The following is a 24,992-nucleotide window of genomic DNA, read 5'->3' as shown; positions in this document are numbered from 1 at the left end:
AGAAGATGTCCGGCTTTCCCGGCACCCTCGACGGAGACAGCAGCCGTAGGTGAAAGGGAGGCCGGACATGTCCGCACCGCTGAAGGGGAAGGTGGCGCTGGTCGCCGGGGCGACGCGGGGCGCGGGCCGCGGGATCGCCGTGGAACTCGGTGCGGCCGGTGCCACGGTCTACGTCACCGGACGCACCACCCGCGCGCAGCGCTCGGAGTACGACCGCCCCGAGACCATCGAGGACACCGCCGACCTCGTCACCGAGGCGGGCGGCCAGGGCATCGCCGTACCCACCGACCACCTCGACCCCGCACAGGTCCGCACCCTCGTGGACCGCATCGCGGACGAACAGGGCCGCCTCGACGTCCTCGTCAACGACATCTGGGGTGGTGAGAACCTCTTCGCCTGGGACAGGCCGGTCTGGGAGCACGACCTCGACAAGGGGCTGCGGCTGCTCCGGCTCGCCGTCGAGACCCACGCGATCACCAGCCACCACGCCCTGCCCCTCCTCCTGCGCCACCCCGGCGGCCTGGTCGTCGAGGTCACCGACGGAACCGCCGAGTACAACCGCGACACCTACCGCGTGTCCTTCTTCTACGACCTCGCCAAGACGTCCGTGCTGCGCATGGCCTTCGCCCTGAGCCATGAACTCGGGCCGCGCGGGGCGAGCGCCGTCGCGCTGACGCCCGGCTGGCTGCGCTCGGAGATCATGCTCGACCACTTCGGCGTCCGCGAGGACAACTGGCGCGACGCCCTGGAACGCGTCCCCCACTTCGCCATCTCCGAGACCCCGCACTACGTGGGCCGCGCCGTCGCCGCCCTCGCCGCCGACCCCGACGTGGCCCGATGGAACGGCGCGTCCCTCTCCAGTGGCTCACTCGCCCGGGAGTACGGCTTCACGGACCTCGACGGCAGCCGCCCGGACGCCTGGCGGTACCTCGTCGAGGTCCAGGACGCGGGGAAGCCGGCCGACCCGACCGGCTACCGCTGAGGAGACACGGGGTCCCCGGAGCGGACGGGCCGGCGCGCCGAATGGCCCGGCGGAAGGCCGAGGTCCTCCCGCACCGCCGCGTAGTAGGCCGTACGTCCGGCGCGCTGCTGATCCAGCAGTGCCTGCCAGGCCTCCGGATCCCTGGTGCCCTCACGCACGAACCGTTCCATCTCCATCACCGTCACGACCCAGGCCCGTGACGTCGCCACCACCTCGGGGCTGCCCAGCATGATCAGCGCCTCACTCGCAGGATCTCGTCCGGCGTTCGCCGCGGCCAGCAGCGGCTTGGCCTCTTCGGGGGTGAGGGGATCCGGGTGCGTCCCGTTGCCGAGTTCGGAAGCGACCCGGTACGTCACCGTGACCGTCTGCTTCACCGACCGCGCGTAGTCGGAGTACACCGCCAGCCGTCTCTCCTCCCAACGTGCCGCCTGTTCGCGCCGGAACCTCACCTGGTCGCCCCGCACCACCGCCAGATAGGAACCGAATGCGCCGATCACCACACCGATGAGCGCGGGAAGTTGCTGTATGAACGCGGACATGGCGGCACGTTATCCGCCTTCTTGATCGCCCCGGGAGTAGGTTCGGGCCATGGCTGACACGAAGCGCTTCGAGGGGTACGGAGTTCTCGTCACCGGCGCCGCCCGCGGCATCGGAGCCGCCGTCGCCCGGCGGCTCGCCGGGGAAGGGGCGCGGGTGCTGCTGACCGACGTGGACGCAGCCGAGGCGGCCGCCACCGCGGCCGTGCTGCGGGAACAGGGCCTGGCCGGCGAGGCGTTGGGGTGCGACGTGGCCGACCGGGCCTCCGTCGAGGCGGCCGTCGCGCACGCCGTGGACGCCTTCGGCTCGCTGGACGTCCTGGTCAACAGCGCGGCGAGCTGCACCCCCGACACCACGCTCTTCGAGGACGGCCCGGACGAGGCGTGGGACCGCGACCTCGACATCACCCTGAGTGGGACCTACCGCTGCTGCCGTGCGGCCCTCCCGCACCTGGCCGCCTCCGGACGCGGCGCCGTCGTCAACATCGGTTCCGTCAACGCCCTCCAGGACTTCGGCAACCACGCCTACAGCGCGGCCAAGGCCGCTCTGCTCTCCCTCACCCGCACGACGGCCGCGCACGTCGCCGCACGGGGCGTCCGCGTCAACCTCGTGATGCCCGGAACGGTACGCACCTCGGCGTGGGAGGGCCGCGAGGACGAGCTCGAGGCCTTGCGTGCGCTGTACCCCCTCGGCAGGGTCGGGGAGCCGGCCGACATCGCCGCCGCGGTCGCCTTCCTCGCCTCCCGCGAGGCGTCCTGGATCACCGGCACCTCGCTCACGGTCGACGGCGGTGTCACCGCGGTGAACACGGGATTCCTCAGGACGACGCGGCAGAGCCGGGACATCTGAGCCTTGCGGGGCAGGTGAGACGCCAGGGATACAGGCGGTCCTTCCGTGGGGCGTGCATCACGCTGTGACCTGCGGCACTGCGAATGTCACCGTTTCGTCGCATCGTGAGGAGGCCTTGCAACCGATCGCGCCGGACGCCGGTCTAGCTGGCAGGAATCGCAGATCTGACCGACTCAGCCGCATGAAAGGCAAGGCAGGCCATGGGGGACATACGCAGACGGGGTGCCGTCGCACTCGGGATCACCGGACTGGTGGCACCGCTCGCACTCGCGCTGGGGACGGCGCCCGCGCAGGCGGCCACGGGCTGCACCACACAGACCGGGCCGTACCAGAAGCAGGTGGAGAAGTTCCTCGGTCTGACCGTCGACGGCAAGCAGTCCGCCACCGACTGCAAGGCCATCAAGGCCTTCCAGACCAAGCACGGCATCACCCCGAACATCGGGTACGCGGGTTCCGTCACCTGGGGCGTGATGGACCTCATGAACAAGCAGAAGGCCGTCGGCAGCGACCCCAACCGGGACGGCGCCTGCCCGACCAACAAGGGCCGCATAGCCTGCGTGAACCTGACCCTCCAGCTCAGCTGGATCCAGGACGGCAGCAGGCTCGTCTACGGCCCGGTCCCGGTCCGCACCGGCCGCGACGGCTACGAGACCCGCACCGGCCTGAAGAAGATCTACTGGCGGGACAAGAACCACGTCTCGAACATCTACAACGTGCCCATGCCGTACAGCCAGTTCTTCGACGGCGGCCAGGCCTTCCACTCCGTGAACCTCAGCATGTGGAACCCGCCGGGCTCGCACGGCTGCACGAACATGACGCCGGCCGCGGCCAAGAAGTACTGGTCGCTGCTGAAGACCGGCGACGACGTCTTCGTCTACGGCCGCAAGCCGGGCACCTGAGCAGGTACCCGGCCCCGGCTCGCGCCTACTGCGGCGCGTCCCCGAAGTCCGGGATCTCCAGCCGTACTCCACCCTGCCGCGCCGACTCGTGCGCGACGATGCCCGGCAGGGTGTAGCGGGCGGCCACCCACGCGTTCACCGACGGCAGCGACCGCGTGTTCACGGCGGTCACGAAGTCGTCGACGAGGAAGTGGTGGCTGCCCTCGTGCCCGTTGTGCAGGTTGTCGAACTCCCGCGGCAGCCGCGCCCGGTCGTGCACCGGCGCCGAGCCCGAGGTGAAGGCGGCCCGCAGATCCGGCGCGATGTGCTGGAGTGACGGGTCGTCAGGGGACAGGGTGGGCTTGGGCTCCAGCAGCTCGCTGATGTCCTTCACGCCCTTCTTGTCCTGCCACAGCGCCACCGTCGCGAGCTGCTCCATGCTCGCCTCGGTCCCGAAGAACCGGAAACGCGACTCCCGGATGTGCGAGGGGTAGCCCACCCGCCGGAACTCGTTCGTACGGAACGACCCGCCGCCGGCCACCTCGAACAGCGCGGTCGCGTTGGAGAAGTCGTTGCCGAACTGGCTGACGTCCCTGTCGAAGACGCCGTCGCCGCGCTCGTCGACCACTCCGATCGCCGACACGCTCACCGCGTGCGTCTGCCAGGCACCGAGCACCCCGCCCACCGAGTGGGTCGGGTAGAGCAGCGGGGGATAGCTGGCGGTCTGCTTCCAGTTCTCGCCGCCGCTGTACCGGTAGGCCTCGTAGAACCCCAGATCCATGTCGTGGACGTAGTCGCCCTCGGCGTAGAAGATCCGCCCGAAGGCGCCCTCGGCGATCTGGTTGCGGGCGTGCACGGTCGCCGGGTTGTACTGGCTGGTCTCGCCCATCATGTACGTCAGTCCGGTCGCCTTGACCGCGTCGATGATGGCGGCGATCTCCTCGGTGGCTATCGCCATGGGGACCGCCGAGTACACGTGCTTGCCGGCGCCCAGGCCCCGCAGGACCAGCGGTCCGTGGGTCCAGCGCTGGGTGAAGATGGCGACCGCGTCGACGGCCGGGGACTCCAGCATGGCCTCGTACGAGGGGAAGGTGCCCGCCAACTGCTGTGCGGCGGCGAGCTGTTCGGCCCGTTCGGGCAGGAGGTCGGTGACGTAGACCTCGCGGACGCCGGGGTGGGCTTGGAAGAGGGTGGCGAACTGGCCGGAGAACTGGCCGGCACCGACGATGCCGAGCGAGAACGTCATGAAAGGGGTGTCCTTCACTGGGAGTGAATGAGATTGATCTGGTCGTTGGTCTGATCGAGGCCGGTGACGGATGCGTCCCCGCCGAGGCCGTGCATCGGAGGGCTGCTGGAGGCGATGGTCATCGGGAGACTCCCTCGTCTGCGGCGCTCGCCCTCGGGCCACTTACTTTTGATTTGGAAGAATCAGTGCGTCAAGAGGTCTGCGCGTATCCTTTTGGGGCGGGGTCGGGCACGCTAGCTTGGCCTGGTTGCTTTCATGACGAAAAAAATCATGCGGGAGTCCGACCTTCATGACCACAGTTGCCGACAGCTGGGTTCCGCTGAGTCCCGGTGAGCGCTCGGTGGCGATCGAGGTACTCGTCAACGGCCCGCTGTCGCGTACCGAACTCGCCCGGCGCCTCGACCTCTCCGCGGGCAGCCTCACCCGGCTGACCAAACCGCTGATCGAATCGGGACTGCTGATCGAGGTCGCCGAGGCCGGAGCCCCGGCGGAGGTGCGGCAGGGACGCCCCTCGCAGCCGCTGGCCGTCGTCGCCGACTCCCGCTCCTTCATCGGCTTCAAGATCACCGAGGACATGGTCTACGGCGTCGTGACCACCCTCCGCAGCGACATCGTCGCCCGCTGCGACCGTCCGCTCGCCACCCACGAGCCGGCCGAGGTCGCCGACGTGCTGGCCGGGATGACGGCCGAGTTCGCCCGTATCCATCCGCGACTGGCCGGTATCGGAATCGGCGTGGGCGGGCTGGTCGAGGACCGGGCCGTGGTGGGGGAGTCGCCGTTCCTGCGGTGGCGGGACGTCCCGCTGGCCCGGCTGGTGGAGGAGCGCACCGGGCTGCCCGTCGTCGTCGAGAACGACGTCGCCGCCCTCGTCGAGGCCGAGACCTGGTTCGGAGCCGGGCGGGGCCTGGAGCGCTTCGTCGTCCTCACCATCGGCGCCGGTATCGGCTACGGACTGGTGCTGGGCGGCAAACGGGTCTCCTGCGCGGAGGAGGACCGCGGCTTCGGCCGTCACTGGATCATCAACCCCAACGGGCCGCTCACCCCCGACGGCGAACGTGGCAGCGCCGTCTCACTGCTGACCATCTCCAGCATCCGCTATCAGGTCCGGGCCGCCACCGGCCGCGACCGGACCTACGAGGAGATCCTCACCCGCGCCGCCGCCGGCGAGCCCATGCCCGCCCGCGTCATCGACGAGGCGGCGCGCGCCCTCGGCACCCTGGTCGCCCAGATCGCCAACTTCGTCATGCCGCAGAAGATCCTTCTCGCCGGCGAGGGGGTCGGCCTGATGGATGTGGCCGGAGACGCGGTCCGGCGGACGATCGCCGCCCAGCGGCATCCGATGGCCCGCCCGGTCCCGTTGGAGACCAAGGTGTCCGACTTCCACGACTGGGCCCGCGGTGCGGCCGTCCTCGCGATCCAGGTGCTGGTGCTGGGGGCGGCGGAAGCCTGAACTCGGCGACCCGCGCTGCCAGATGGACGTGATCAGCAACACGTCCGATATGCCCGCTTGATGTCGCCTTACTCACAGCGCCTTCACCTCCGGAGCCGTATGCTTCACACCATGTCCACCACTGTTGAACCCGTCTCCGAGCGCTCGGCAGCCGAGGTCAACGAGGAGATCCGGGCCCTGTGGCGCCGGTCGGGCGGGACACTGAGCGGCGAGCAGCGCGAGGAGTACCAGCGCCTCGTCCTGGAGTGGGCCGCCGCGGCCCCGCAGCCGGCGCGGGCGGCCTGAGCACCACCCGCTGAGGCCCGCCGCCGCGCATCGGAGCCCCCGACCGGGGCGCCCCACACCGGATGGGCCCTCTCCTCGCACTGCCCTCGGCCGTCTTCTACGGCCTCGTCGACTTCACCGGCGGGCCGCGTCCCGCCGCGCCCCCTTCACCTCGATCACCTTCCTCGGTCAACTGGGCGGCCCGCTCCTTGCGAGCACGGCCGCCCTCTTCGTGCCCGCCGACGCCGTCCGCCCCGCCGACCTGCTCCGGGGAACCCTCTCCGGCGTCGGAAGCGGCACCGCCCGGCTCGAGTGAAGCCGAGAGCTGGGGGAGAGCGTCGTCGTGCCCATCAGCGCGGTGACCGGCCCGGGGTCGCCGTGGAGTGCCTCGCGCTCGGACTGGCGGGACCCTCAGCCGGACTGCGGCCGCGGGCCGCGTCGCCGCCGTGATCCTCTCTCTGCTCGCCCCCAGCGGCAGCTGCTCGCCGTCGCCGTGGTCCTCGCCTCCCTCTCCCCGGCGCCTCTCGTCGTCCTCGGCCTGGCCCTGCTGCACGAACGCGTCACCCCACGGCAGACAGCCGGCCTGCTGGGCGCCGCGGCCACCACGGTCCTGCCGACGCTCGGCTGAACCGTCACCCCCACGTGGCCGAGTAGTAGCGCCGGTACGCCTTGCGGTCCTGTTCGGCGCGGATCCAGCGGGTGGCCACCAGGGCGAGCAGACTGCCTCCGATCACCAGCATCCCGGGACCGACGTTCTGGGGGTTCGTGAGCCGGGTCAGCAGCGTCGAACCGTCCGCGATGCCCGTCACGGGAGTCGAGGAGCCGGGTGAGGCCGCGCTGGGGGCGATCGCGCTGTGCGTGGCCGAGGGTGACGGCGCGGAGGAGGGCGCGGCGCCCTGCCCGGCGGCGGCCTGCTTCGACACGATCAACTGGACGCCGAGCGCCTGCATCGCCTTCGTCACCGGCTGGAAGAACGTCGTCCCGCCCGAGGCGCAGTCGCCGCTGCCGCCCGAGGTCACGCCCAGCGCGATGCCCTCGGAGAACAACGGGCCGCCGCTGTCCCCCGGTTCGGCGCACACGTTCGTCTCGATGAGGCCGGTGACGGTGCCCTCCGGGTAGTTGACCGTGGCGTCGAGCCCCTTGACCTCGCCGTCGTGCAGACCGCTGGTGCTGCCGCTGCGGAAGACCCGTTCCCCGACGGCCGGATCGCCGACTCCGGTGATGCGCACCCCGTTGCCGTTGCCGATGGCCACGATGTCGGCCCCGGCTCCCGCCGCGCCGTTCGCGTACTGGACCAGCGAGAAGTCACTGCCGGGGAAGTTCTGCTGCACGGTCTTGCCCAGCTGCTGGTTGCCCTGGTTGTCCGCGAACCAGACGGACCCGGTCGGCCCGCAGTGCCCGGCGGTGAGAATGAAGTCGCTCTGCCCGTTGGTCACGTTGAACCCCGCCGAGCAGCGCCCGCCCGTGGACAGGATCGGCGACGCCCCGTTGAGACGGGTGGTGAAGGTGCCCTGGGTGCGCTCCATGCGGACGTAACTGCCGATGCCGCCCGCGACCTTGGTCATCTTCGACCAGTCCGTCGAGGAGACGGTGCTGTCGGCCTGCACCACCACCTGGTTCGTCCGGTAGTCCATGACCCATGCCGTGCCCGCGACCCGGGGCGCGGCACGCAGTGTCGACGCCGCCGCCTTGAGCTCGTTCATGCTGTGCGACACCATCTTGGCCTCGGCGCCCGCACGCTTGACCTCGGCGGCCGCCTCGTCGTCGGTCACCGCGACGACCGGACGGCTGTCCGCGCCGATCCAGGTGCCCGCCGTACGAGAGGTGCCCAGCTTGGCCACGAGCGCGACCCCGGGGTTGTCCGAGGTTCCCGAGGCCTTGAGCGGGAGGGCGGAGGTGGCGGGAGTCTCGCTCGCCATGGCGGCCTGCGTCACCATCGCTCCTCCCAGGAGGAGTCCGCCGACGGCCGCCAGCCGCGTCACTCGCCGGACGATCCGTCGTCGTGCGTGCCTCATGCATGGCTCCCGAACCCGAACGCGCGGCGCGAACACCGCGAGGCCCTCCGGTCGTTGAGCGCCCTCTCTCCATACGTGGCCGTGGACGGTCGCGTTCAGCGTGCGGGCGATCTTCTCAGCGCTTGCGGCCCACCCCGCCGTAGAGGGCCACTTCCCGCGGTTCACCCGCCTCCGCCGGCTCGGGCCGCCAGCGCGAGCACGAGACCACGCCCGGCTCCAGAAGCTCCAGACCGTCGAAGAAGCGGGCCACGGCCTCGGGGGTGCGCTGGGTCAGCGCCGGGATGCCGTGCTCGTTCCAGAACCGCACCGCCTCGTCCACCTCCGACAGCTCGGGGCTCGTGATGGTGTGGGACAGGACGAGGTGACTGCCGGAGGGCAGCGCGTCCATGAGCCGGCGCACCATTCCGTACGGGTCCTCCTCGTCGCCGATGAAGATGACCACCCCGAGCAGCATCAGCGCCACCGGCTGCGTGAGGTCCAGGGTCTCGGCGGCGCGCTCCAGGATCGAGTCGACGTTGCGCAGGTCCTCGTCCACATGGTCCGTGCGGCCCTCGGGTGAGCTGGTGAGCAGGGCGCGGGCGTGCGCGAGGACGAGCGGGTCGTTGTCGACGTAGACGATCCGCGCGTCCGGTGCGAGACGCTGGGCGACCTCGTGCGTGTTGTCGGCGGTGGGCAGGCCGGTGCCTATGTCGAGGAACTGCCGGATCCCCGCCTCCGCCACCAGATGACGCACGGCACGGCCCAGGAAGAGACGATCCGCGCGGGCGTACTCGCCGATGGCCGGATGCAGCTCACGGATCCGGTCGCCGGCGACGCGGTCGACCTCGTAGTAGTCACCGCCGCCCAGCCAGTAGTTCCAGATCCTGGCCGTGTGCGGGCGCAGTGTGTCGATGCGGCTGCGCAGCACCGCGGCGGGATCTTCGGTGGCTGCCGGGTTCTCCGTCACGGGCTCTGCTCCTGGAGTGCCTGATGGTGCGCGGTGTACGACGTCAACCGGCAATCTAGACGGCAGCGTTGACGTCTGCCGAGAGTACGGTGCGGATCTTTTGCCGCCAGGCGCTTTCCGGTCGTGCCAGGTCACACCACAGCCCCTATCTTGTGCCCCATGACCAGCACCCCGCGCGACACGTCCGGCGAACCGAACCCCCTGCGCGCACTCTCCCTCGAGAGCCTGCGACGTCGTACGAGCATGAAATGGCGCACCTACCCCGCCGACGTGCTGCCGCTGTGGGTGGCCGAGATGGACGTGCCCCTCGCCGAACCCGTGGTCCGCGCCGTCACCGAGGCACTCGCGCTCGGGGACACCGGCTACCCGGCGGGCACCGCCTACGCCGAGGCGCTCGCCGGGTTCGCCGAGAAGCGCTGGGGATGGGACGGGCTCGCCGTGGAACGCACCGCGATCGTGCCCGACGTCATGCTCGGCGTCGTCGAGATGCTCAGGCTGGTCACCGGGCACGGGGACCCGGTGGTCGTCAACTCGCCCGTGTATCCGCCCTTCTACCAGTTCATCGAGCACATGGACCGGCAGGTGCGGGAGGCTCCGCTCGGGGCGGATCTGCGCATCGACTTCGACGCCCTGGAAGAGGCCTTCCGGCAAGCGGTCGCCGGCGGTCGCCGGGCCGCCTACCTGCTGTGCAGCCCGCACAACCCGACCGGCACCGTGCACACCGCCCAGGAACTGGCCGCCGTGGCCGCCCTCGCCGACCGGTACGGCGTCCGCGTGGTCGCCGACGAGATCCATGCCCCGCTGACCTTGCCGGGCGCCGACTTCGTGCCGTACCTGAGCGTTCCCGGCGGGGAGAGCGGTCTGTCCCTCATGTCCGCGTCGAAGGCGTGGAACCTGGCGGGCCTCAAGGCCGCGCTCGCGATCGCCGGACCCGCGGCCGCCGCCGACCTCGCCCGCCTGCCCGAGGAGGTCGGCCACGGCCCCAGCCACGTCGGTGTCATCGCTCACACGGCCGCCCTGACCGAAGGCACCGCCTGGCTGGACGCGCTGCTCACCGGCCTGGACGACAACCGGCGGCTGCTCACCGACCTGCTCGCCGAGCACCTCCCCGCCATCGCCCACCGCCCGGGCGAATCCACCTACCTGGCGTGGCTGGACTGCCGCGCACTCGGCCTCGGCGAGGATCCGGCGCAGGTGTTCCTGGAGCGGGGCAGGGTGGCCCTGAACTCGGGGATCCCCTTCGGCACCGGCGGGAGAGGGCACGCACGCCTGAACCTGGCGACCTCGCCCGAACTGATCGCGGAAGGCGTCCGGCGGATGGCGGCGGCACTCGTCTGAGCCGGCACCGGTGTGGGGGTGTCATGGACACGTGACACCCCTGCATGATGGCCCCATGCGCGTGCTGATAGCCCTCCCCGACCACGACTTCGACGTCACCGAGGTCGCCGTGCCCTGGCGGCTGCTCACCGACGCCGGGCACGAGGTCGTCTTCGCCACCGAGCGCGCCGGAACCCGGCCCGCGGCCGATCCACGGCTGCTGACCGGTGTGCTCTTCGGGCAGCTGGGCGCGGAGGAGGAACCCAAGCGGTTCTACGAACAGCTCACCGAGGCACCCGAGTTCACCGCTACGGCCGCCTGGGCCGACGTGGACGTGACCGAGTACGACGGGCTGCTGCTGCCCGGCGGACACGCGCCCGGCATGCGGCAGTACCTCGGCTCGACGGAGCTGCGACAGCAGGTCGCCCGGTTCTGGGCGCTGGGGCGGCCGGTCGGTGCGATCTGCCACGGGGTGCTCGTGCCGGCCCGCACCCGGGATCCCGGCACGGGACGCAGTGTCCTCGCCGACCGCCGCACGACCTGCCTGCCCAAGTACATGGAGCGCACCGCCTACCTGACCACTGCGTGGCGGCTCGGGCGGTACTACCGCACCTACCCGGCGTATGTGGAGGACGAGGTGCGGTCTGCTCTGGCCGAGCCGGCGGAACAGTTCGTGCGGGGCCCCCGGGTTCTGACCCAGCGCGGTACGGCGGACGACGACACGTACGCCTTTGTCGTACAGGACGGCAATTATCTGTCGGCGCGGTGGCCGGGGGACGCGTATCTTTTCGCCCGCCGGTTTCTCCAGCTCCTCGTGTGAGCAGTGTCCGGGTCCGTCGGGACGCCGCCTGCCTAGAATTTCAGGTATGGACGACACGTTGCTGGAGCGGCTCGGGGCGGGGAAGTACGTGCTGATCACCAGCTACCGCAAGAACGGCACGCCGGTTGCCACCCCGGTGTGGGTGGTGCGGGACGGTGACACGCTCGGGGTGTGGACGGCGGCCGACTCCTGGAAGGTGAAGCGGATCCGCGCTCGCGGCGACATCCTCGTCGGCCCCTGCGACCTGCGCGGCAACCCCACCGGCGCGCAGCTGCCCGCCACCGCGGAGATCGGCGACGAGGCGACCGCCGCCCGCTACCGCGAGCTCATCGCCCGCAAGTACGGCCTCGTGGGCCGCCTCACCCTGCTCGGCAGCAGGCTGCGCCGAGGCCTGAAGGGCACCGTCGGCATCCGCGTGACCCTGAAGCCCTGAGACGCGTACGGCCGCGCAGTCCTCCCGGGAGGACCACGCGGCCGTCACGACGGCGAACGTCGGTCTACGAGCCGTCCAGCACCGTTCCGGTCAGCGCCGGCCCGCCGGGCTGCGGATCACCGTTGTCGTTCATCAGCTGGAAGCGCACCGACTCGGCCGGTTCTGTCACCCGGTCCTTGACGGTCGGCAGGGACACCGCCGCACTCAGCTTCCCCTTGGGCACGTCCGCGCCCACGTACAGGTACTTGATCTGCGACAGGGGACGCTCCGGATCCGGCGACTCGCCCGAGGCGCCCGCCAGCCACGCCGGGTCGACGTCCTTGGTGGACAGCTCAGGACCGCCGGTGACCGGAACGACGACGAACATGGGGCTCAGGTCCACGTCCGCGGTCTCGGACAGGGACACCTTCCACTTCAGCGGCTTCCCCTCGGTCACCCGGTCCGCCACCGGCGTCACGGTGATCGCGGGCATCGGGTCGTCGTTCTGCACCGTGACGCCACCGCTGTACGAGCCGATGACAGCGCCGCGCACCGCCTTCACGATCACCGTGTGGTACACGTCGTAGGCGTAGCGCGTGTTGCCCTTCACCTCCACCGGTACGTCGATGTCGTGGCCGCCGGGATGCACCGTGACCAGGCGTGTCTTGGCCCTGCCGGTGAGCGGGTCGACGACGTACACCCGCACCTGTCCGCTGCCCTGCCCGGTCACCTGCACCGGCACCTGGTAGGTACGGACGCCCGAGTCGCCCTCCTTGACGGTCGTGCGGCCCATGTCGACGCGTGCCAGTGGAGCCTCATGGACCGCAGGGGTGCCCGGCCGCCAGCCCCAGGCGTCCATCAGCCAGGCCTTTCCGGAGCGCGAACGCGGGGTCAGCTCAAGGGACTTGATGTGCTGGAGGTCGAGACCGGCCCGGGACGCCGCCGACAGGGGGACGCGCACCTCGCGCGCCCAGTAGGAAGCGGTCCGTTCGGTGCCCGGCAGGCCCTCGACGACGGTGCGGCCCAGGGTGGCCTTCCTGCCGTGGGTGTCGGTGAGCGAGACGTCCAGCTTGGTGCCGGTCGAGTTGGGCGGCACGATCACACGCAGCGCGAGGTCCTTCGCGCCGCCCAGCGACACCGGCGCATCGGGGCGCACCAGGACCGCCGACCCGGCCGCCGACCAGTGCAGAGCGACCGCGCGCCGGCCGACCTCACGGTCCGTGTCCCACCGTGCGAAGTGCGGTGAGGCACCCTTCGTGCGGGATCCCAGACAGGCCACGTGGTCGTCCGGATCGACGGCCGAGCACAGCCGCCCGCCGGTCACCGTGACCTTGCCGTCCGGCAGGAACCCGCCCTCGCGGTGCGCCCCGACCGCGTGCGTGAGCACCCGCGCGGGATCGGCCGAGGGGGCCCGCCTGCCCGAGCCGTCGAGCAGCGGCCGTACCCGGTCGTCCCCGGCGACGAACAGCCGGGCCGCCGCCGCGATGTAGGTGCTGCCCGCCTTGTGCTGCTGGTTCGCGGTGAGCCGGGTCGCGGTGCCCGGCGAGCACACCGGGTCGCGGTGGTCCGGGTCGTTGTAGAAGTCGTCCTCGGCGGGCGCCTGGGCCTGTCCCGGCGTCCACTCGGTGTTGAAGAAGTTGTGGTCGGCGCCCACCACGTACACCGCGCTGTGCAGCGCGGCGCCCCGGCTGACGGCGCGCGTTCCGTCGACGTAGATCTCGCCCTGCAGGTCGGAGACGTCGCCGTCGCAGCCCGGCAGGATCGTCGCCGACGGCACGTCCGCGACCGGATTCTGGCCGAAGACCGTCGGTCCGATGAGGACGGTGCCGCGGATGTGCCAGCGCACCGGGCCGTGGTAGCCGTCCTGCGCGGCGGGCGGCGGATCGAGGCTGTCCATCGCCGCACGGTTGACGCCCTCGCCGCCGCGCGAGTGGCCCACGAGCAGTACGTGCGAGAGGTCGGCCGGCGGTGTGTTGCGGACGGCCGCGGGGGCCGAGCCCGGGTCGGCGGCCCAGTCGGCCCAGCGCGCCAGGTGTTGGCGGACCAGTGAGGAGCGGGCCTGCGCGCCGCCGTCCTCGGCCGCGTCGTCCTGGCCGTTGATGCCGTTGGCCGAGATCGACACCGTCACATAGCCCTGCGAAGCCAGCAGCCGCTGGTCGCGCAGATAGCCACGGTAGCTAGGGATCGGTTTCGTGCCCTGCGGGCAGGGCCAGTCGCCGGTCACGTCCCTGCGGGTGTAGCAGGTGGAGTGGCGGCCGTGCAGGAACAGGGCGAACGGCCGGTGCCCGGTGGCGCCCTTCGGGGCGACCACCACGGCACGCATCTCGACCGGCTGGGGGAAGCCGGGCAGCTTCACGGGGTCGAGGTCGTACTCGCCGGTGGTCGTGGCGTACCGGCCCGGTTTCCCGGGGTCCACGGAGTTCGCCGGAAGCCGGGCGGGCGGCGCAGCCGCCGCAAAGCGCCGTCCGCCCGGGGTCTCGGCACGGCCTGCGGAGTCCAACTCGCGCCCTGCGGCCCGTACTCGCAGGTGCGCCAGCCCGGTTGCCTCCGCGTCGCGCCCGAGACCGAGACGGAACGTGCGGCCGTCCCGGTCCTGCTGCGGGACGCCCAGCATCCGGTCCCCGGAGTAGAACTCGACGCGGGCGTCTCCCATCGGCACGGGGGCTGTCGAGTGCCAGACGAGCTGCCGGGCGTCCCCCTTGCCGGCGATCCGCCAGCCGGGTGGCAGGCCGTCGCCCCGGTCGGCAACCGTGCTTGACGCTCTGGCGTCCGACGGTGGTGCAGCCTGGGCCAAACCGGGCGATCCCCCCGCCACCGCGAGCACCGCCGCAGCGGCCACCCATATTCGCCGGGCACGGAACAAGGTCCCCTCCTTAAATACCAAGCAAAAGCGCCCCGTTGGTCAGCCGGGGGCCTCACACGTTTCGGAGGACGGCAGGAGGGAGCTGTGGGTTGCCTGTGACTGCTGACTCCGTCGAGTCCGTCGATGCGGTCCTACCGGACGCGGCGACGAAGCATGGGCGCCGGGCCTGCGGGACAGGACCCCCGAATGAGCCGAACACCGTTGCGCGCCGCCGTCGTCGGCACCGGCCACCGCGCCCAGACCTTCGTCCGGGGACTCGCCGCCCGCCCCGGCCACCGTGTGGCAGCCCTGTGCGACCCGAGCCCGACCCGGATGGCCTTCCACAACCGGGCGCTGACCGCCGCCGGGGAACCCGCGGCCACCGAGTGGGAACCGGACCGCTTCACCGACATGCTCACCAAGGAGGCCATCGACCAGGTCGTCGTCACCACCGTCGACGCCGCACACGACCGCTACATCGTCCCGGCGCTGCGTGCGGGCTGCCGCGTCGTCACCGAGAAACCGATGACCGTCGACGCCGACCGCTGCGCGCGCATCCTCGACGCGGTGCGGGCGACCGGCAACCCGCTGACCGTCGCCTTCAACTACCGCTTCAACCCGGTGCACGAGAAGGTACGGGCCATGCTCGCCGACGGTGCGATCGGCGAGATCCTCTCCGTGCACTTCGAGTGGGTCCTCGACGTACGGCACGGCGCCGACTACTTCCGTCGCTGGCACCGCGAGAAACACAGCAGCGGCGGCCTGCTGGTGCACAAGGCGAGCCACCACTTCGACCTGGTCAACTGGTGGCTTGCCGACGAACCGCACGAGGTCTTCGGCTACGGCCGGCTCGCTTTCTACGGCCCCGAGGCGGGCGAACGCCACGGACTGCGCCGGGACTACGACCGCGCCCACGGGGCCGCACCGGCCGCCGACGACCCCTTCGCGCTGGACCTGGCAGGCAATGACACCCTGTGCGCGCTGTATCTGGATGCCGAGGGGGACGACGGTTACCTCCGCGACCGCAATGTCTTCGGCGGGCCGGTCACCATCGAGGACGACATGGCGGTCCTCGTCCGCTACGCGCGCGGGGCGACGATGACCTACCACCTCACCGCCTACTCCCCGTGGGAGGGCTACCGCGTCATGTTCAACGGCAGCGCAGGCCGTCTCGAACTGGAGGTGGAGGAGAGCCGCTGGGCGCAGCCGCGGACGCCGGTCGCCTCGGACAGCGGCGCGCTGCACGGAGACACGGCCGCCCGGCACGCGGGCGGTGCACGGCTCACCTGGCGACCGCTGTGGCGGCCGCCGGTCGAGGTGCCGCTGGACGCTGCCCACGAGGCTCACGGCGGGGGAGATCCCCGGATGCTCGACGCGCTGTTCGGGCCCGTGGGCCCCGGTGCGCCGGATCAGGGCGCGGCCGCGCACCCCACGGCCACGCAGCGCGACGGCGCCCTCGCCCTGGCCGTGGGGCTCGCCGGCAACCGGTGCTTCGAGACGGGACGGCCGGTGGCGGTGCGGGCTCTGGTCCCCGGGGTGTGGGAGAGCTGAGGGGGCGTCAGGACCAGGCGCGGTAGGGCTCGTCGACCAGCTGGAAGACCGGCTCGCCGCGGACGGGGTCCTTGGCCGTGGACAGCCGGACCCGGTCACCGCTGTGGATGCCGATCAGCGGGCCCATGACCCTGCCGCGCACGACGAATCCCTCGGCCATCTCCACGAGCGACACATTGCGCGCGGCGGGGGTGTTGCGGTGCACGACCGTCGCATGGCGGACCGTGCCCACGCCCTCGCTGCGCTCCGTCCTCAGGTCACCGCCCTGGCAGACCGGACACAGCAGCCGGTGGTACATCGCGGTGCCGCACCAGGTGCAGCGCTGGAAGACGATGGTGTCCGCATCGGGCGCCTGGGGATCGAGCACGCCTGCCGCGGAGCCGGCTGTCTGACGAGCAACGTTTCCTGAGTGGTGGTACACGCTGGTCAACTCCCTGCGCTCGGCCTGGAATCCCGCGTGCGCGGGTCAACCGTGCACGCACGTGCGCGGTTCACCGTGCCACCGTGCACGGCATCAATGTATGGCACTGAGTGTCATACGTAAAGACACTGCGTACCCTCAATATGCGGGTCCGGTCAGTCGTGGTCGAGAGCGTTCTCGATCTCCTGGACCACCCGCCACAGCGGTGCGCGACGCCGGGAGACGACCACCACCACGTCCTCGGGTTCCTCCTCTTCGTGCACCGGGGGTGTGGTGAAGGCCTGCTGTACGTATCCCAGGGCATGGTCGAGAGCCGCACTCGCGTCCCCCTGCCCGTCCGAGCGCAGCCAGGAACGCAGTGCGTTGTTGTGCGCGGCCGCCACCGCCGCCGCGATCACATCGGCCTGCAGCGTCCCGTCCGGACGGCCCGCGAGGCGGCCGCGCAGATGGTCGGCGAAGGCGCGCTCGTAGCGCCACACCACCGAGAGTTCGTACGCCCGAAGTCCGGGCACCTTCTTGGTCAGGCGGTAACGCTGCACGGAGAAGGTCGGGTTCTCGGTGTACATGCGGAGCACGATCCGGACCGCGTCACAGACCCTCTGCACCGGTTCGTCCTCCTCGCCGCTGTCGGCGAGGAACGCCGTCATCTCGGCCAGGCACCGCTCGTGATCGGGGAAGACCACGTCCTCCTTGGAGGGGAAGTAGCGGAAGAACGACCGCCGCCCGACGCCGGCGAGCGCCACGATGTCGTCCACCGTGGTCTGCTCGTAGCCCCGCTCCAGGAACAGGTGGAAGGCCGCCGCGACCAGGGCGTCCCGCATGGGTGGCCGCGTGGGAGTCGGCTCCGTCTTCATGAACGGGAAAGTAGCATCCGGACGGCATGGATGGCACTCAGTGCGCTGCCGAAGGGAACTGAGTGTCCTCCTGTGGGGTTGCTGAACTGTCGCGGCGCAGGACGCGTATCACTCCCCGGGGAACGGCGGAGGCCCCGCAACGGGGACGGAAGGAGAGCACTGTGCCCATACCGCCCGCATCCGGGTCACCGCAGGACCGTTTACCGCTGGAGCCCATCCGGGTCCTGCGCCCGCGCAGCACCGACGCCCTGGCGGAGCTGTTCAGGGAGATGGAGCAGGGCACCGGCGGCCTCCAGCCCGTCGCCGTGCCGGACCCGCGGTCCTGGGACGAGGGCGAGACCCAGGAACTCCCGCCCGTGCGCACCGGCCACGGCAGCCCACCGCGCGAGGACGGCCGTTTCGGGTTCGGGCCGGGACTGCGCCGCGCGGCCGTCACGATCGCCGTCGCCGCGGCCGCCCTCATCGGCTTCGGCGGCGCCCTCCTGCTGCACGAGCGGAACGATGCCGCCGCCGCGCAGGAGCCTCGCCCCACCACGTCCGCCGAACCGACGGCGACCGCGTCCGCCGAGCCGACCGCGACCGCCTCCGCCGCCTCGGACCCGGACGGCGCGGGCACCCTCCGCGAGGGCGACAGCGGCCCCGCCGTGACCGATCTCCAGGAACGCCTGCTGCGCGTCCCGGACGTCTACACGGGCGGCTCCACCGGCGGAACCTACGACGCCACCCTCAAGGCCGCGGTGGCCCGCTTCCAGCTCTGGTACGGCATCCGGGGCGACGAGACCGGTGTCTACGGCAACGACACCCGGGCCGCACTGGAGTCCCGGACGGCCTCCGGCACCGGCTGACACCGCGGAGGGACCGCCCCCTACTGCGGATCCGCCGGCACCCGGATGTCGAGCACACAGACATCGTCCCGCCGCTCACCCTCCAGCATCGCGGCCAGCACCGGCGCCAGGGAGCCGGGCTCGTCGGTGTGGTGGCCGAGGACGGCCTCGGCCAGCCGTTTCAGACCCCGGTCGAGGTCCTCCGCGGGCCGCTCGACCAGTCCGTCCGTGTACAGGAGGACGCGGTCGCCGGGTGCGAGGGCCAACTCCGCCTCCGCGAAGTCCGGTGTCGTGCTCGCGCCGAGCAGGATGCCGCCGGGGCGGTCGAGATAGTGCGCCTGGCCGTCGCGCAGCAGCAGGGGCGGCGGGTGGCCGGCCTGCGCCCAGATCAGCCGGCGCTCGGCGGGGGCGTAGCGGGCGAGGACCATCGTCGCGGTGCCGTGGGGTCCGCGGGAGTGCAGCAGCAGCGTGTTGAGCCGGGCGAGCGCTCCCGTCAGCGAGGACCCGGTGATGACCATGCCCTTGGCGGTGAAGCGGAGCTGGGCCATCGTGGCGACGGCGTCGATGCCGTGGCCGGCCACGTCGCCGACCACGAAGAGGGCGTCCCCGTCGGGCAGTTCGATGGCGCTGAACCAGTCACCGCCGACGTGGGTGCCCGACTGGGCGGGCAGATAGGCGACTTCGACGCGCAGCCCCGCCAGGCGCACGGGCCGGGTCGGCAGGGGGAGCAGGGCGTGCTGCAGCCGGCCGGCCAGCGTCCGCTCGGCGCGCAGCACGTCGTGCTGGCTGAGGACGGCCCGCTCGCTCTCGACGAGGGCGAGCTCCGCGCTGCGCTGCGCGGTGAGGTCCTGCACGACGCCGTGCACCTCGACGGGCGTACCGGCGGCGTCCGGCACGACCTCGGCGACGGCCCGCAGATGCCGCAGCCCGTCCGCCGTCCTGATGCGGAACGGTACGTCGAACGGGCGGCCGGCGCCCAACAGTTCGCCGATCGCGCGGGCCAGCGCGGGCGCGTCCTCGGGCAGGGCGAGACCGGGCAGGTCGGTGAGGCCGACCGGGCCTTCGCCGGGGTCGCGGCCGAGGAGCTCGAAGACGTGAGAGGACCAGGTGGCCTCGTGCGTGACCAGGTTCCAGCTCGCCCAGCCGAGGCTGCCCAGCCGCTGCACGTCCGCGAGGCGCTGCTCCTGCCGGTCCGAGGAGCCGTGCCGCACCCATGTCACGAACAGCCCGTCGCCCAGCCGGGCCGCCCGCACCGTGTAGGTGGACAGCTCCACGACACCGTCCACGACCTCCTGGTGCGCGAACGGCGCGCTCTCGTACGGCTCTCCGGTGGTCAGGGCGCTGCGCAGGCCCTGCCACAGCGGCTCGCCCGCCAGGGCCGGGCAGGCCTCCTGGAAGCGCCGGCCGACCAGCTCGGGCCCGGTGCCGCCGACCATGTCGGCGGTCTGCGCGGTGGCGGCGTCGATGCGGTAGTCGTCGATCACCCCCGAGGCGCCGGGCAACGGAGTGAGCAGCATGGCCGCGCCGGGCAGCGCTCCGAAGACGGTCTGCATGGCCTGCACGGCCGCGGCGGCGTCGGGGGCGGCCCGCGGACCGGTGGGGAAGTCCCGCAGGCGCCCGGCGCACAGCCGGGCGGCGGCCTGCAGATGAGCCCGATCGCTCGCGCTGAACGGGCCGCTGCGGGTGCGCAGGATCCCGATGCAGACGTTCGGGGAGGCGCCGGTCGGCACGGGCAGCCAGGCGCGGGACGCCCAGTGGTCGGACGGGTTCCCGATCAGCACGTAGCGTCTGCGGTCCGCGGCGACGTCCTCCAGCCAGCGCGGCTCGCCCGCCCGCAGGGCCTCGAGGGCGGGGACCCCCTTCAGCGGCGGGATCTGCTGCCACTGGGTGGCGAGGGTGGCGTCGATGCCGGCGTGGCCGACCAGTTCGAGCCCTCCGGCGGGCCGTTGCGCATAGATCATGACCGCGTCGGTGCCCACCTCGGGCGCGAGCTGCTCCAGCAGGCAGCAGGCGAGTTCCTGCGGGGTGGCGACCTCGACGAGCTCCCTGCCGAGGGCGGCGAGCGCCGCGGAACCCCGATCGGCGGCCGCCCCCCGCGAGGACGGCACGGCGGACTCGGCCGGGGCGGCGGGCTCCGGGGCGGGGTCGGCGCCCCCGGGTGACGGCAGGCTTCCGAGGGTGATCCAGCACTCCTCCAGCACGGTGCGGCCGCCGGTCCTCGCCCGTTGCTGCAGCTCTTCCTCCGCGGCGCCGGGGGAGCAGCCGGTGAGTGCCATGACCACACCCTTGGCCTGCTCCAGGACGGCCGACATGGCCGCCAGATGGCGCAGCCGGTCCATCTCGGCGCGCTGTCGGGCGACCATCTGGGCCAGCGCCACGGTGTCGGCAGCGGTGCGGGACTCCGCCGGTGTGGCGTGCTTACTCGTCACGGGTCGAGCATCGCACAACAGGGCGGGTTCGCTCGTGGTCCAGTCCGATGCGGCTTCACTCGAAAGGAGAAGATCCGGTGTGTCGGGGTGGACGCGCGGGCCCGCCGCGCCCGTCAGTCGTCCGGCGGGGGGTACAGCCACAGCCGGAACAACCGGCTGAGCAGCGGCATGACGAGATAGGTCAGCACCGGCAGCAGCACGACGGGGAACACCGCCGCCCTGAGCGGCAGGGGCCAGGACGTCGTGCGGGGCGTCACCAGCCACTGGATGAGCAGGGTGAACGGATAGGCGCCGAGGAACGTGGTCAGCACCATCTTCCAGCGGGGCGGGGACTGCGATGTGGTGCCCGGCAGAGAGAACCAGGTCTCCATCCCGGAGGTCGACTGCCGTTCGTCGCCCACCTCCGTGGCGATCCCCTCGATCCGCGTATGCCACTCGGCCCGTTCAGTGGACTCCAGCCACTGCGCCAGACGCTGCGGATCGGACCAGCGCAGCACCGCGTGGTACCGGGGGCCGTCCTCGGGACGCAGCCAGGAGACACCCTCGTTCCCGGGGAACCGACTGGCGCAGCGGGTGATCCCGCGCGTCCACTCCTCGAACTCCGCTTCCCGGCCGGGACGCACCTGCCAGGTCAGCACCGTGGTGACCGGATCGCGCCTGCGCAACTGGGTGGTGCTCATGTTCACCACGTGTGCCACGCGTGGCGCGAATCATGCCGTGCTGGCCCGGCCGCCGCCGTCAGCGCCCCGAGTCGACCAGGGCCCGGGAGACCGCCCGGACGCTGCGCGCGATGTGCTGGAGCTGCATGACCTCCGCCGCGTACAGCTTGATCGTGTGCTCGATGACCGACTCGGGCAGGCCGAGCGCGGGCAGATCGGCGCGGGCGGTCTGCAGCGCGGTGCGCGCGACCCGGATCTCGTGCTGCACCTGGATCTGCGCATGGCGGGCCAGCAGCACGGGGTGGCGGATCAGGGCCGGGTAGCTGCCGTAGCGGGCCGGCACCAGTTCGCGCAGCCATTTGGCCGCCGAGCGCTCCCAGTCGTAGGAGCCGGGCGTCTTGACCTGGCACGGCCAGTCCGGGCTGATGCGCGTGGTCGTCAGTTGCATGATCATCGCTTCCGGGTGTGCGGCGTCGTGTGGGGGTGGTCCGACGTGGGCGGGCGGCCCCGGTCTAGGGGATGACCGGGGCCGCCAAGGGCGCTCGCAGAGGCGAGGCCCGACCGAACACCCTGGGCGCCGACGCGGGTAGGAGACGGCGGCTTCGGGTGTCCGTGCAGGAGCCCGGGAGAGCAGACGGTGCCGGCGCGGCGGATGCTGCAGGCGCATGGGCGGACCGTCGGCTTTCTCCGGGCGTTGCGGGTGGGGACGGGGGTGCGGAACGTGTCCCGGAGTGGGCCGGTGCGCGATCCGTGAGAAGTATTTATATATGCCGTCCGGTTTGCAAGAAGCATGAAAACATTCATGCGCAGTATGTTGCGAAAGGTCCCTTTGTAATTCCGCTGTAACGCGGTCGGGGGGCCGGACGGGCCGCGAACGCGGATCAGTCGCGCAGGAAGAACTGGTGTTGGTCGGAGATCTGCTCGTACTCCTCGAGCCGCGCCTGGGTGCGCTCGGGGTCGGCGTCGGTCATGGCCTGCAGCAGCGCGGCGGCGATCACGCCGGGCGCCGCGTAGGAGTCGAAGACCAGCCGGGAGCCGGTGCCGGTGGCGAAGACGACGTCCGCCTCGTCGGCCACGAGCCCCAGCGCCAGGTCGGTGACCAGGGCGACCTTCAGCCCGGCGCTGCGCGCGACCCGTACGGCGGTGAGGGTCTCCTGGGCGTGCCGGGGCATGGAGAAGGCCAGCACCCAGGTGCCGCCGGCCTCACGCGACTGCAACAGCGCGTCGTAGGCGACGCTGCCGCCCCGCGTCACCAGCCGTACGTCCGGGTGGATACGGCGCGCGGCGTAGGCGAAGTACTCGGCGAGCGAGACCGAGATGCGCAGGCCGAGCACGGTCAAGGGCGTTGATGCCGACAGCTTGCGGCCGAGCTCGATGAGCTGGTCGGGGTCGGCGAAGTCGCGCCGCAGGTTCTCCAGGTTCTCGATCTCGGCGTCGACCGCCGCCTGCAGCTCGTTGCTGCCGTTCTCCTCGGTCGCGGCCGGCCCCCCGGCCAGGGTGCCGAGGGCGATCGACTGGAGCTTCTCGCGCAGCGCGGGGTAGCCGCTGAAGCCGACCGCCGCGGCGAACCGCGTCACCGAGGGCTGGCTCACGCCGGCGCGTTCGGCGAGGTCGGTGATCGACAGGAAGGCCGCTTCGGTGATGTGCTCGATGAGGTACTGGGCGATGCGCCGCTGGCCGGGGGAGAGCCGGGGCCGGTCGAAGAGTGTCCTGAGCTGGGAGGCAGGGGCGGCCTCGGCTTCCGGAGCCGTCTTGCCCGAGGTGATCGCGGATGCCTGTGCACGTGCCTGCTGCGGCGATGACACGGGTGTGCCTCCTTTGTCTCCCACAGTGCTTCAACATAGCCCACACACCGTCGTGACCAGGGCTTGTCAAGGGCGTCCGACGCTGCCGGACAGATCCTCGGACTGCCCGCCGAGAACTTCTGGCACCCCGTCACCTGCGGTAGATCGTGATCGAATGCCCGACGTCGTCGACCGGACGACCGCTGCGGATCAACGCGGCCAGCCGGCCCCGCGCCTTGGCCGCCGCCGAGTCCGACACGACCAGCAGCCCGCGCACCTGACGCGCGGGCACCGTGCGCGGATCGGACGCGTCGATGCCGTAGTACGAGGGCACCCCGCTGCCCTTGTACACCAGCCAGACCCGCTCGCCCCGGTACCGCTCGTGCAGCCGGTCGGCGAGCCTGCCCAGGTCCTGGCCCCAGTCCACATTGGAGTCGTGCAGCCGCAGATGGGTCTTGGCCGGGCCGCCGAAGGCCTCGTTGGAGTACGGCAGGTAGTACGGATACGTCCGCAGCGAACTGACCGCGACGAACAGCACCAGCGCTCCCGTCACGAGCGGCGCCCAGCGCCACCGCACCGCGAGCACACAGCCCGCGGCCACCGCCAGGAACATCGGCACGAAGATCGCGTACCGGGTCCCGAAGTCCCGCGACCCGGTCATGGCCGCGGCCAGCAGCACCCCGGCGGGCACCAGCACGTACGGCGCCGCAGGCCGCAGCCGCCGCACCGCCACCAGCACCACGGCACCGGCGGCCCACAGGGCGAGCATGCCGAGCGGTGTCTTCACCAGCAGCGCGGCCGGCAGGTAGTACCAGCGGGACCCGGTGTACAGATGCCCGAACAGGAAGCCCTGCCACGGGTAGTCCTCCAGGCCGAACTGGATGCGCATCCCGTCCCGGTAGGACGCCGGCAACGGCAGCAGCCGCACGAGCAGCCCCTTCAGCCCGTGCACCGCGGGCACGGGCTGCTCCGGTGTCCACCGCAGCCGCGGATCGACCACCAGATACGACACCCATACGACGGCGACGGCGGCGACCGCCACCACGCCGGCGCCGAGGGCCGCTCGCCCCGCTGCCGTGCGCCGGTCCCGGGACTGCGCCTGCCACAGCGACCAGGCGGCCAGCGCCAGCAGCACCGGAACCGCCGGGAGCACGCTCATCTTGGTCGCCAGTCCGGCGCCGAGCGCCACTCCGGCAAGCGGCACATACAGCCGGGGCCGCCGGCGGGCCCGCCACAGCAGCCAGGCCGAGGTCAGCACGAACCCGGCCGCGGGCACGTCGAGCGTGGCCAGCGAACCGTGGGCGACGAGGTCGGGGGAGAAGGCGTACAGGGCGAGCGCCGCCAACCCGGCGGCAGCGCCCGCGAGTTCACGGGCGAAGGCGAACACGACGAGCCCGAAGAGCAGCGTCAGCACGATCATCGGGAGGCGGGCCCAGAACATCAGCCGCCATGGATCATTGCCGGACTCGTACAGCAGATGCCGTCCGAACTGCCCCTGATCGCCTTGGTACGCGGTGTCGACGTGCGGAGCGGCGATCGCCACCCCGGCGGCGATGACCAGCTTGCCGAGCGGCGGATGCTCGGGGTTGAGACGCACCCGGTGCTCGTGCAGATAGTCCGCGGCCGTGGCGACGTAGATGGGTTCGTCGATCGTCGGGGTCTGCTGTACGGCGGTGGTGACCATCGCCGCGGCCATCTGGGCCAGCAGCACGACGACGAGGAGCGGCAGCAGCCATCGCCGGCGCGGCCGGGGCGACCGCTCGGGGGCCGTGGCCCGCGGCGGCGGGTGTTCCTCGTCGTCGTGTGTGCCCGGCTCGAGGACCGAGTGCTGTTCGTGCGCCATCATCCGCCCCGCGGTGACACGGACCGCGAGGGGGCGGGAGCGATCCGGACCCATCCCATGGGCCCTACT

23 protein-coding genes are annotated in these 24,992 nt (G+C 71.7%); 11 read left to right on the top strand and 12 right to left on the bottom strand.

Annotated features, from left to right (window positions below):
• The first annotated feature begins 67 nt into the window (after nt 1–67).
• A complete protein-coding gene (locus ACWC1K_RS37460) occupies nt 68–982 on the top strand; it encodes an SDR family oxidoreductase (RefSeq protein WP_450837360.1) in 915 nt (304 codons plus the stop codon).
• On the opposite strand, the gene ACWC1K_RS37455 is transcribed toward ACWC1K_RS37460, so the two are convergent.
• Complete coding sequence (locus ACWC1K_RS37455; protein ID WP_450837359.1) at nt 973–1,521, bottom strand: hypothetical protein; 549 nt, start codon at nt 1,519–1,521, stop codon at nt 973–975. The two genes, ACWC1K_RS37460 and ACWC1K_RS37455, sit on opposite strands and share 10 nt — an antisense overlap.
• 49 nt (nt 1,522–1,570) lie before the next feature.
• Here ACWC1K_RS37455 and ACWC1K_RS37450 point away from each other — a divergent pair, with 49 nt between their 5' ends.
• Together ACWC1K_RS37450 and ACWC1K_RS37445 are read left to right on the top strand one after the other, a co-directional pair.
• Nucleotides 1,571–2,368 carry an SDR family NAD(P)-dependent oxidoreductase gene (locus ACWC1K_RS37450; protein ID WP_450837358.1) on the top strand — a complete coding sequence of 266 codons (798 nt, stop codon included), beginning with the start codon at nt 1,571–1,573 and terminating at the stop codon, nt 2,366–2,368.
• 200 nt (nt 2,369–2,568) lie between these two features.
• Nucleotides 2,569–3,267 carry a L,D-transpeptidase family protein gene (locus ACWC1K_RS37445; protein WP_450837357.1) on the top strand — a complete coding sequence of 233 codons (699 nt, stop codon included), beginning with the start codon at nt 2,569–2,571 and terminating at the stop codon, nt 3,265–3,267.
• Between the two features lie 25 nt (nt 3,268–3,292).
• On the opposite strand, the gene ACWC1K_RS37440 is transcribed toward ACWC1K_RS37445, so the two are convergent.
• Entirely contained in the window at nt 3,293–4,492 is a 1,200-nt protein-coding gene (locus ACWC1K_RS37440; RefSeq protein ID WP_450837356.1) for a Gfo/Idh/MocA family protein, read from the bottom strand.
• 289 nt (nt 4,493–4,781) lie between these two features.
• Between ACWC1K_RS37440 and ACWC1K_RS37435 the strand changes: the two genes are divergently transcribed.
• From ACWC1K_RS37435 to ACWC1K_RS37425, 3 genes are all read left to right on the top strand, one after another.
• The gene (locus tag ACWC1K_RS37435; protein WP_450837355.1) at nt 4,782–5,942 is read left to right on the top strand and encodes an ROK family protein; all 1,161 of its coding nucleotides are present in this window, start codon (nt 4,782–4,784) and stop codon (nt 5,940–5,942) included.
• Nucleotides 5,943–6,041: 99 nt separating this feature from the next.
• Nucleotides 6,042–6,227 (top strand): hypothetical protein, encoded by a 186-nt coding sequence (locus ACWC1K_RS37430; RefSeq protein ID WP_030937893.1) that lies wholly within the window; start codon nt 6,042–6,044, stop codon nt 6,225–6,227.
• 322 nt (nt 6,228–6,549) lie between these two features.
• Nucleotides 6,550–6,834 (top strand): hypothetical protein, encoded by a 285-nt coding sequence (locus ACWC1K_RS37425; protein ID WP_450837354.1) that lies wholly within the window; start codon nt 6,550–6,552, stop codon nt 6,832–6,834.
• 4 nt (nt 6,835–6,838) lie between these two features.
• Here the strand turns inward: ACWC1K_RS37425 and ACWC1K_RS37420 are convergent, their stop codons facing one another.
• A complete protein-coding gene (locus tag ACWC1K_RS37420; protein ID WP_450837353.1) occupies nt 6,839–8,221 on the bottom strand; it encodes a S1 family peptidase in 1,383 nt (460 codons plus the stop codon).
• A gap of 115 nt (nt 8,222–8,336) precedes the next feature.
• Nucleotides 8,337–9,167, bottom strand: a complete 831-nt coding sequence (locus ACWC1K_RS37415; protein WP_450837352.1) for an SAM-dependent methyltransferase — start codon at nt 9,165–9,167, stop codon at nt 8,337–8,339.
• A gap of 159 nt (nt 9,168–9,326) precedes the next feature.
• On the opposite strand from ACWC1K_RS37415, the gene ACWC1K_RS37410 reads away from it, so the two are divergent.
• The 3 genes from ACWC1K_RS37410 to ACWC1K_RS37400 are packed head-to-tail and all read left to right on the top strand — an operon-like array spanning nt 9,327 to nt 11,737.
• Nucleotides 9,327–10,505 carry a MalY/PatB family protein gene (locus ACWC1K_RS37410; protein WP_450837351.1) on the top strand — a complete coding sequence of 393 codons (1,179 nt, stop codon included), beginning with the start codon at nt 9,327–9,329 and terminating at the stop codon, nt 10,503–10,505.
• Between the two features lie 55 nt (nt 10,506–10,560).
• Complete coding sequence (locus ACWC1K_RS37405; protein WP_450837350.1) at nt 10,561–11,304, top strand: type 1 glutamine amidotransferase domain-containing protein; 744 nt, start codon at nt 10,561–10,563, stop codon at nt 11,302–11,304.
• Between the two features lie 46 nt (nt 11,305–11,350).
• On the top strand, nt 11,351–11,737 hold the full coding sequence (locus ACWC1K_RS37400; RefSeq protein ID WP_450837349.1) for a PPOX class F420-dependent oxidoreductase: 387 nt from the start codon (nt 11,351–11,353) through the stop codon (nt 11,735–11,737).
• Between the two features lie 64 nt (nt 11,738–11,801).
• Here the strand turns inward: ACWC1K_RS37400 and ACWC1K_RS37395 are convergent, their stop codons facing one another.
• A complete protein-coding gene (locus ACWC1K_RS37395) occupies nt 11,802–14,579 on the bottom strand; it encodes a hypothetical protein (protein ID WP_450837348.1) in 2,778 nt (925 codons plus the stop codon).
• 186 nt (nt 14,580–14,765) lie between these two features.
• Between ACWC1K_RS37395 and ACWC1K_RS37390 the strand changes: the two genes are divergently transcribed.
• Nucleotides 14,766–16,109 carry a Gfo/Idh/MocA family oxidoreductase gene (locus ACWC1K_RS37390; protein WP_450837347.1) on the top strand — a complete coding sequence of 448 codons (1,344 nt, stop codon included), beginning with the start codon at nt 14,766–14,768 and terminating at the stop codon, nt 16,107–16,109.
• A gap of 7 nt (nt 16,110–16,116) precedes the next feature.
• Here ACWC1K_RS37390 and ACWC1K_RS37385 read toward each other — a convergent pair whose 3' ends face one another.
• Together ACWC1K_RS37385 and ACWC1K_RS37380 are read right to left on the bottom strand one after the other, a co-directional pair.
• Nucleotides 16,117–16,530 carry a Zn-ribbon domain-containing OB-fold protein gene (locus ACWC1K_RS37385; RefSeq protein ID WP_450837346.1) on the bottom strand — a complete coding sequence of 138 codons (414 nt, stop codon included), beginning with the start codon at nt 16,528–16,530 and terminating at the stop codon, nt 16,117–16,119.
• A gap of 155 nt (nt 16,531–16,685) precedes the next feature.
• The gene (locus ACWC1K_RS37380; RefSeq protein WP_450837383.1) at nt 16,686–17,351 is read right to left on the bottom strand and encodes a TetR family transcriptional regulator; all 666 of its coding nucleotides are present in this window, start codon (nt 17,349–17,351) and stop codon (nt 16,686–16,688) included.
• A gap of 194 nt (nt 17,352–17,545) precedes the next feature.
• Between ACWC1K_RS37380 and ACWC1K_RS37375 the strand changes: the two genes are divergently transcribed.
• Nucleotides 17,546–18,229, top strand: a complete 684-nt coding sequence (locus ACWC1K_RS37375) for a peptidoglycan-binding protein (RefSeq protein WP_450837345.1) — start codon at nt 17,546–17,548, stop codon at nt 18,227–18,229.
• 20 nt (nt 18,230–18,249) lie between these two features.
• Here ACWC1K_RS37375 and ACWC1K_RS37370 read toward each other — a convergent pair whose 3' ends face one another.
• The 5 genes from ACWC1K_RS37370 to ACWC1K_RS37350 form a co-directional block, all read right to left on the bottom strand.
• A complete protein-coding gene (locus ACWC1K_RS37370) occupies nt 18,250–20,571 on the bottom strand; it encodes a SpoIIE family protein phosphatase (RefSeq protein ID WP_450837382.1) in 2,322 nt (773 codons plus the stop codon).
• A 179-nt stretch (nt 20,572–20,750) separates the two neighbouring features.
• The gene (locus tag ACWC1K_RS37365) at nt 20,751–21,317 is read right to left on the bottom strand and encodes an antibiotic biosynthesis monooxygenase (RefSeq protein ID WP_450837344.1); all 567 of its coding nucleotides are present in this window, start codon (nt 21,315–21,317) and stop codon (nt 20,751–20,753) included.
• A 58-nt stretch (nt 21,318–21,375) separates the two neighbouring features.
• Nucleotides 21,376–21,750: a hypothetical protein gene (locus ACWC1K_RS37360; RefSeq protein ID WP_450837343.1), complete on the bottom strand. Its 375-nt coding sequence runs from the start codon at nt 21,748–21,750 to the stop codon at nt 21,376–21,378.
• Nucleotides 21,751–22,177: 427 nt separating this feature from the next.
• Nucleotides 22,178–23,101 (bottom strand): MurR/RpiR family transcriptional regulator, encoded by a 924-nt coding sequence (locus ACWC1K_RS37355; protein WP_351482608.1) that lies wholly within the window; start codon nt 23,099–23,101, stop codon nt 22,178–22,180.
• 130 nt (nt 23,102–23,231) lie between these two features.
• Nucleotides 23,232–24,977, bottom strand: a complete 1,746-nt coding sequence (locus ACWC1K_RS37350) for an ArnT family glycosyltransferase (protein ID WP_450837342.1) — start codon at nt 24,975–24,977, stop codon at nt 23,232–23,234.
• Nucleotides 24,978–24,992 lie beyond the last annotated feature (15 nt).

The sequence above is a fragment of the Streptomyces sp. NPDC001492 genome (assembly GCF_053597275.1).
Note: the sequence above shows the minus strand (reverse complement) of the source record. Positions and strands in the feature narration are given on the sequence as shown.

Bases quoted from the DNA above. Each gene is read 5' to 3' on its own strand.
- ACWC1K_RS37460 (WP_450837360.1), top strand. From the start codon at position 68: ATGTCCGCACCGCTGAAGGGGAAGGTGGCGCTGGTCGCCGGGGCGACG.
- ACWC1K_RS37455 (WP_450837359.1), bottom strand. From the start codon at position 1,521: ATGTCCGCGTTCATACAGCAACTTCCCGCGCTCATCGGTGTGGTGATC.
- ACWC1K_RS37450 (WP_450837358.1), top strand. From the start codon at position 1,571: ATGGCTGACACGAAGCGCTTCGAGGGGTACGGAGTTCTCGTCACCGGC.
- ACWC1K_RS37445 (WP_450837357.1), top strand. From the start codon at position 2,569: ATGGGGGACATACGCAGACGGGGTGCCGTCGCACTCGGGATCACCGGA.
- ACWC1K_RS37440 (WP_450837356.1), bottom strand. From the start codon at position 4,492: ATGACGTTCTCGCTCGGCATCGTCGGTGCCGGCCAGTTCTCCGGCCAG.
- ACWC1K_RS37435 (WP_450837355.1), top strand. From the start codon at position 4,782: ATGACCACAGTTGCCGACAGCTGGGTTCCGCTGAGTCCCGGTGAGCGC.
- ACWC1K_RS37430 (WP_030937893.1), top strand. From the start codon at position 6,042: ATGCTTCACACCATGTCCACCACTGTTGAACCCGTCTCCGAGCGCTCG.
- ACWC1K_RS37420 (WP_450837353.1), bottom strand. From the start codon at position 8,221: ATGAGGCACGCACGACGACGGATCGTCCGGCGAGTGACGCGGCTGGCG.
- ACWC1K_RS37410 (WP_450837351.1), top strand. From the start codon at position 9,327: ATGACCAGCACCCCGCGCGACACGTCCGGCGAACCGAACCCCCTGCGC.
- ACWC1K_RS37405 (WP_450837350.1), top strand. From the start codon at position 10,561: ATGCGCGTGCTGATAGCCCTCCCCGACCACGACTTCGACGTCACCGAG.
- ACWC1K_RS37400 (WP_450837349.1), top strand. From the start codon at position 11,351: ATGGACGACACGTTGCTGGAGCGGCTCGGGGCGGGGAAGTACGTGCTG.
- ACWC1K_RS37390 (WP_450837347.1), top strand. From the start codon at position 14,766: ATGAGCCGAACACCGTTGCGCGCCGCCGTCGTCGGCACCGGCCACCGC.
- ACWC1K_RS37380 (WP_450837383.1), bottom strand. From the start codon at position 17,351: ATGCGGGACGCCCTGGTCGCGGCGGCCTTCCACCTGTTCCTGGAGCGG.
- ACWC1K_RS37370 (WP_450837382.1), bottom strand. From the start codon at position 20,571: ATGGTCGCCCGACAGCGCGCCGAGATGGACCGGCTGCGCCATCTGGCG.
- ACWC1K_RS37365 (WP_450837344.1), bottom strand. From the start codon at position 21,317: ATGAGCACCACCCAGTTGCGCAGGCGCGATCCGGTCACCACGGTGCTG.
- ACWC1K_RS37360 (WP_450837343.1), bottom strand. From the start codon at position 21,750: ATGATCATGCAACTGACGACCACGCGCATCAGCCCGGACTGGCCGTGC.
- ACWC1K_RS37350 (WP_450837342.1), bottom strand. From the start codon at position 24,977: ATGGGTCCGGATCGCTCCCGCCCCCTCGCGGTCCGTGTCACCGCGGGG.